6 protein-coding genes are annotated in these 5,837 nt (G+C 73.6%); 5 read left to right on the forward strand and 1 reads right to left on the reverse strand.

Annotation, left to right across the window (positions count from 1 at the left end):
- The first annotated feature begins 248 nt into the window (after positions 1-248).
- Positions 249-1,682, forward strand: coding sequence for a Mucin-2 (locus ACOV8S_RS03375; protein ID WP_448316021.1), 1,434 nt, complete (start codon positions 249-251; stop codon positions 1,680-1,682).
- Between the two features lie 174 nt (positions 1,683-1,856).
- The gene (locus ACOV8S_RS03380; RefSeq protein WP_448316022.1) at positions 1,857-2,252 is read left to right on the forward strand and encodes a cell division protein SepF; all 396 of its coding nucleotides are present in this window, start codon (positions 1,857-1,859) and stop codon (positions 2,250-2,252) included.
- Between the two features lie 44 nt (positions 2,253-2,296).
- Here ACOV8S_RS03380 and ACOV8S_RS03385 read toward each other — a convergent pair whose 3' ends face one another.
- Positions 2,297-3,400, reverse strand: coding sequence for an SMI1/KNR4 family protein (locus ACOV8S_RS03385; RefSeq protein ID WP_448316023.1), 1,104 nt, complete (start codon positions 3,398-3,400; stop codon positions 2,297-2,299).
- Between the two features lie 221 nt (positions 3,401-3,621).
- Between ACOV8S_RS03385 and ACOV8S_RS03390 the strand changes: the two genes are divergently transcribed.
- The 3 genes from ACOV8S_RS03390 to ACOV8S_RS03400 all read left to right on the forward strand — a co-directional run.
- Positions 3,622-4,833: an ATP-binding protein gene (locus tag ACOV8S_RS03390; RefSeq protein WP_448316024.1), complete on the forward strand. Its 1,212-nt coding sequence runs from the start codon at positions 3,622-3,624 to the stop codon at positions 4,831-4,833.
- Entirely contained in the window at positions 4,830-5,162 is a 333-nt protein-coding gene (locus ACOV8S_RS03395) for a nucleotide pyrophosphohydrolase (protein WP_448316025.1), read from the forward strand. The genes ACOV8S_RS03390 and ACOV8S_RS03395 overlap by 4 nt, the downstream gene beginning before the upstream one ends.
- Before the next feature lie 219 nt (positions 5,163-5,381).
- A partial coding sequence (locus ACOV8S_RS03400; RefSeq protein ID WP_448316026.1) for a DUF6099 family protein occupies positions 5,382-5,837 on the forward strand: 456 nt, incomplete at its 3' end.

The following is a 5,837-nucleotide window of genomic DNA, read 5'->3' on the forward strand; positions in this document are numbered from 1 at the left end:
CCCCCGGTCCGCCCCGGCCGGGGGCTTCGCCGTGGAGGCGCGGAGCCGTCGGCGGTCCAAGGGTTCGTCGGAACTGTGCAGGGGCGCCGCGAAGACGGCCGTGCGGGCCGGGAACGCCCCGCGTGTACCCGGCAGGACACCGCGCGAGCGGCTTGCCGTTGCCGGAGAAGCCGGGCAACCAGTACGTTCCTGCCGTCCCTGTCGGGCGGCAGAGACAGGCGGACGACCGCCGCGGACATCGGGGGAGCATGGGCGCGCTGTACGGGTCCGCGCTGGACAGGTCCGCGCTGGACGGAGTCGCCCGCAACCCCGCGCTGCCGACACCGTTGCTGCTGCGCCTGCTCGCCCTCGACGACAGTGGTGACGGCCCGTCGCGTCACGCCCGCCGGCGGGCCGGACTCCCCGAAGAGGCCGTCGCGGTGATCCTGGCCCACCCCCGTCCGGGTGCTCGCGTCGACTTCGCGACCAGTCCCAGGGCCGAGCCCGGGCAGCGGGCCCGGCTCGTGGCCGACCCGTCCCGCGAGGTGCGAGCCGCTCTCGCGTACGGACCCGAGGAGCGTGACCCGCGCACGACCGTCGCCCCCTTGCCGGACCATGTGTGCGCCCGCCTGCTCGACGACCCCGACCCCTCCGTACGGACGGCTCTGCTGAAGTCCCCCCATCTCACCCCGTCGTTCACGGCCTCCCTGGCCACGCACCGCGATCCGGCGGCGCGCCGACACGCGGTCCGCACCTGGGAGACGCTGCCGCCGGACGTGCGGTCGGTGCTGCTCGCCGACCCCGCCCCCGAGGTGCGGCGGGCCGCCGCGCTGCGGGAGTGCCGACGGGACGCGGACGTCACCGCCCGGCTCCTCCGCGATCCGACGTCCGCCGCCGAGGCAGTGCGCCGGGGGCTCGTGCACCGGGCCGACGCCGAACGGTGCGTTGCCGAGCGCGCGCACCTGGCCGACCTCGCCGAGAACCCCTCGCTGCCCGCCGACCTCGTGGAGCGGCTCGCCGCCGACCCCGACGAGTCCGTGCGGCTCGCGGTGTCCCTCAGACCGGAGCTGGACGAGAGGCGACGCATGGCGATCGACTTCACCGTCGGGCCCCTGGACAGGGGAGAGGTGGAGTGGGTGCGGGACGGGCTCGCCGCCCCCGAGGTGCTGCGACGGGCCGCGACCTCCGCCCATCCGCTGCTCCGGCGCGCCGCGGCCCGCAGCCCTCACCTGCCGCCCGACCTCGTGCACCTGCTCGCCCGTACCGAGGACCCTCTGGTGGAGGCCCAACTGTGCGTCCATCACCCCGACGCCCCGGAAGAGGTCCTGATGCGTGTGTACGCGCGGCTCGGCGGTACCTTCTCGGCCTGGATGGCGGAAACCCACCCCCGCTTTCCCCGCGAGGGCCTCGCCGCGCGCTTCGCGGACCATCCGGACGGCGCCCACCGGCGACTGGCCGTCCGGGACCCGGCCGCCACGCCGGAGCTGATCGAACGGCTCAGCCACGACCCCGACGTCCGGACACGCCGGGCGGCGGTCGGCGACCCGCGCCTTCCGGTCCACCGGCTCCGCGAGGCGCTGCATGTTCCCGAACTGGCTTCCGGCGCGGGCTCCAACCCGGCCCTCCCCGCCGACGACGCGGCCGCTGTCCTGGACCGCGCCGGTGTGCCCGCCCGGCCGACGAGCTCCACCGTTCCGCCCTGAGGCACGGTTGAGCAGCGAGGCCGGAGGACGTCCGGTCCGGGCCGTCGCCCGTGGTCGGGGCGCGATCGAAAGAACCGTCACGTCCGTCCGCGCGTCGGTTCGGCCGAACGGGTGAGCGCGCGCCACAATGGGTCCGGAACGACCATCCGGACATGACGCGGGGGACCGACGGTGATGAGCAGGCGCAGGCACGACGTCACCGACGAACAGTGGGAAGGCCTCGCCGAGGTCGTCCCGCTGCGCGGCAGGGACGCGTGGCCCTCCCAGGTGGACCACCGAGCCCTTCCGGTGGAGGCCGCCGAACCACGCCGCCGCTTCGTGGTGCTCCGGGTGAACGTGTTCGCCGACGCCCGCGAGGTCGCCGAGACCCTGATGGCGGGCGCCCCCGTCCTGCTCGACCTCTCCGGGGCCGAGAGCGACGTCGCCAAACGCGTCCTCGACTTCTCCACCGGCGTGGTGTTCGGCCTCGGCGCCTCGATGCACCGCGTCGACCGGAACGTCTTCCTGTGCACCCCGAACGGCGTCGAGGTCCAGGGTTTGATGGAAGGCCTCGGCGGCCCGCGGTCCTAGGACCCTTCCGTCCGGGTCACCGCGCGGACCACCGGCCGTCCAGGTCAGCCCTGGAGGTGCCTCGGGCTGTAGGAGCCGTCCGTGACATAGGCGATGACGTCCGGGAAGCTCCGGAAGAACATGTTGTCTCCCTCGCCGGTCCACCAGAAGCGTTCCCGTGCCTCGTCGCCGTGATGAAGCATCAGGATTCCCGACAAACCCTCGGCGTTGACGTGGATCGGGAAGACCTGGGTCTCGTCCGGGAGCCCGACCTCGGTGAGCGGACCGGTCTCCAGAACGACGTCGCGGAACATCGAAGCCAGGCTGTCCCGCTCCGGATCCCGCCAGTCGCCGCACCCCAGGAGGGGCATCGCGTGGTGGAACCCGTCCAGCCCGTCCGTCAGGGACAGGAAGCGCCGGTACTCCGGGTCCAGCGGCTGGCCGGCCCGCACCTGCAGACCCTCGATCTGCGCGGCCGTGGCAGGGGGTCTGAGCCTGGGCATCTCGTCCAAGTCCAGGGGGGAGGAGGCCAGATACTGCCGCGTCCTGATACGCATCAGGTCGCCGATGAGAACCCGCATCTTCATCGTCGTCTCCGTCTCCGTCTCCGGCCTGACGGACGCGGGAGGGCCCGTCGAAGCCGCGGCCGGGTCGGTGCCTGCACAGGTGGCCGGGTCGGCGGGAGTGTACGCCGCCTGGAGGGCCGCCCACTCCGGCAGAGGGAAGTCGTAGCCCCAGTGCCGTCGGTACCCGGCCGTCCCGTACTCGGAGAGAAGATCCTCGATCATGGTCATGAAGGCGCCGACGAACACCTCCGTCGGAACCCGACCCGCCCAGACCGGTCGGGCGTCCGACCACCAGGAGGTCGGCTCCTGCAGTATCGGGTACCTCACTATCTGGACGAAGAGCTTCCCGTCCGCCGACTGGTTGAGGAACAGCCTTGTTCCGTTCGGCTCGTCGAAGAAGGTCACGAACGTCGCCGTGCATCCGAGCAGCAGAGCCCGCACCGCGTCCATGAACGCGGCGAGGACCTCGGGCCCCACGTAGGAGGCGTGAACCTTCTGTTCCGCGTCGTGCACCGACCATGACCACGTGGCCCACCCCGCGACGACGGTCCAGCGCATGCGCTGGACATGCCCCTGCGGGACGTCCAACGGGTTGTCGACCATGATTCCCCTCCCCTTCTCCGTGGCGACACCGCCGCCTCCTCCCCCCGAGTGCATCATGATCAGGTGACCGGCGTGGCGGATCCGCGGACCGGTCCCGGAGACCCGTCCCGGGCCTCTCAGCAGGGGTGATGCCACCGGCGACGCTGACCGCGTCCCCCGATCGTAGGAAGCCGGACCGGGCGGAACGGTTCGCCGCCGCGGCTCCCGCCTACGGTCCGGGCATGACCGTGTCCAGGCCGTCAGACGTCCCGCCCCCCTCCCCGGTCCCGCACGACGCGGAGGCGGCGCGGGTCCCCGCCCAGCGCGCCGTCGCCGGCCGGGCCCGGGTCACCGAACTGCGGCTGTCCGCGTTCGCCTCTCACCGGCGGCTGCGCGTCCCGCTGGACGCCGCGTTCACCCTGGTCGCCGGACCGAGCGGCAGCGGCAAGTCCGGTGTGCTGCGTGCCTACGAGGCGCTGGCCCGGCTGGCCGCCGGGGCGGAACTCAAGGAGGCGTTCCCCGACGCTCTCTCCTGCGTCCCGGACCGCGCCCGCCCCGACGAGCAGGGACGCCGCGGCTTCCGCATCGGCTGCACCGCCGACGGGCCCGAGGGGCCGGTCCGGCTCGACGTCGCCGTGCAGGTCGAGCCCGAACTGCGCATCGTGGGCGAACGGTTGAGCAGCGAAGGGCTGGTCCTCCTGGAGACCGCCCTGCGCGACCCGGGCCGCCGTGCCGTGCAGGCGGCCTGGCACACCGCCGGCGCCGCCCCGGTCACCCGCGCCCCGCTCCCCGACGACCGGCTCGGTACCGCGCTGCTGCCGCTGCGGGTCGCCGGGAAGACCGAGGGGCAGCGCCGGGTGCTCACGGCCGCCGAACAGATGGTGGTCGCCCTGCGGTCGGTGTTCGTGTGCGACCCGCGGCCCGCGCGGATGCGCTCGGCCGTGCCGCTGGGCACCGGGCGGCTGCTGCGCGGCTGCGACAACCTCGCCGACGTCCTGTTCCGCACCCGGTCCGAGTGCGGGCGGCGGCACGGGCTGCTGGTCGACGCGGTCCGCGCCGGCTGCGCGGGGCCGGTGGCCGACCTGTTCGCCGAGCGGACCACCGACGGCCGGGTACGCGCCCTGCTCGACCGGGGCGACGGCGCCCGCACCGACCTGGCCCGCCTCGGCGACGGCGAACTGCGGTACATCGCTCTGGCGTTGGTGCTGCTCACCGGGCCGGGCGTGCTGGAGGTGGACACCGTCGACGTGCCGGAGGCCTTCCAGACGCTCACCGTCCTCGCCGACGGCTTCGGGCAGGGGCTCGACGCCCGGCAGCGCCGCGAACTGCTGGCCCTGGCGGCGCGGATGTGCGAGCGCGGCCACATCCGGCTGGTGGGCGCGGTCAACGACCTGTCGTGGGTGGAGGGCGAGGACGGCGGCGAGTCGGCGCGGGTGGTAGACCTGGCGCCATGACTGGAGATCGTGAACTCGCCGCGCTGCAGCGGCGGCTGACCGAGTTCGCCGCCGCGCGCCGCTGGGAGCCGTTCCACACCCCCAAGAACCTGGCGGCCGCGCTCAGCGTAGAGGCGTCCGAACTGCTGGAGATCTTCCAGTGGCTGACGCCCGAGCAGTCGGAGCGGGTGATGGAGGACCCGCAGACGGCGCACCGGGTGGAGGACGAGGTCGCGGACGTGCTCGCCTACCTGCTGCAACTGTGCGCGGCGCTGGGCGTGGACCCGTTGTCGGCGCTGGATGCGAAGATCGGACGGAACGAGAAGAGGTTCCCCGTGCCGGGGGTGTGAAGCCGCGTGCGGCGGCGCGTGCCGGCGGTGGGGGACCGGGGTCGCCGGTTCCGTCGCGGCGGCGTCTTCACTCTCCGGAGTTGTGGAGCGGGTCGTTCCCGCAGAGTTTTCCACAGATTTCCGGCATGGTCTGGCGTAACCGTGCCCGACCCTTCACTCTGGGTAGTGGAACCGATACGGCGTGCGCGGGGGCACGCGGAGCGAAACGGGGCGGCGTGGATGGACGCGGTGCGACTCATCGAGGCGGGCAGACGCGCGCTGGCGGTCAGCGAGGAACCGAAGGCCGTGGTGGCCGAGGTCTGGCAGGCGCATGCCCTGGCCCAGGCGGTCGGCAGCCGCCTGGCCGTGCACGGACCGCCGGAGCTGCGCGGTGAGGCGATAGGCCTGGCCGAGCTGGCCGGGCGGGGCTGCGGGGTGCTCGGCCAGGCCCCCTTCGGCGCCGAACACCTGCGGGCGGCCCGGCTCAGCTCGCTCGGGGACCCCTCCGAGGTGCTGGAACAGCTCGGCGAGCTGCTGTCCGAGGCGGGCATAGCCATGATCGGCCTCGCCCCTGCGGCCGCCGACGACGACACGTACTGGCAGTGCATGGAGGCGATCGACGCCGCCGACGAGTCCCGCGACCGCGTCCTGCAGATGATCCGCCGCCTGTCCCCTGACGGCACGTCCACGGGAAGC

It is taken from the genome of Streptomyces sp. CO7 (assembly GCF_053474865.1).

Bases quoted from the DNA above. Each gene is read 5' to 3' on its own strand.
- ACOV8S_RS03375 (WP_448316021.1), top strand. From the start codon at position 249: ATGGGCGCGCTGTACGGGTCCGCGCTGGACAGGTCCGCGCTGGACGGA.
- ACOV8S_RS03380 (WP_448316022.1), top strand. From the start codon at position 1,857: ATGAGCAGGCGCAGGCACGACGTCACCGACGAACAGTGGGAAGGCCTC.
- ACOV8S_RS03385 (WP_448316023.1), bottom strand. From the start codon at position 3,400: ATGGTCGACAACCCGTTGGACGTCCCGCAGGGGCATGTCCAGCGCATG.
- ACOV8S_RS03390 (WP_448316024.1), top strand. From the start codon at position 3,622: ATGACCGTGTCCAGGCCGTCAGACGTCCCGCCCCCCTCCCCGGTCCCG.
- ACOV8S_RS03395 (WP_448316025.1), top strand. From the start codon at position 4,830: ATGACTGGAGATCGTGAACTCGCCGCGCTGCAGCGGCGGCTGACCGAG.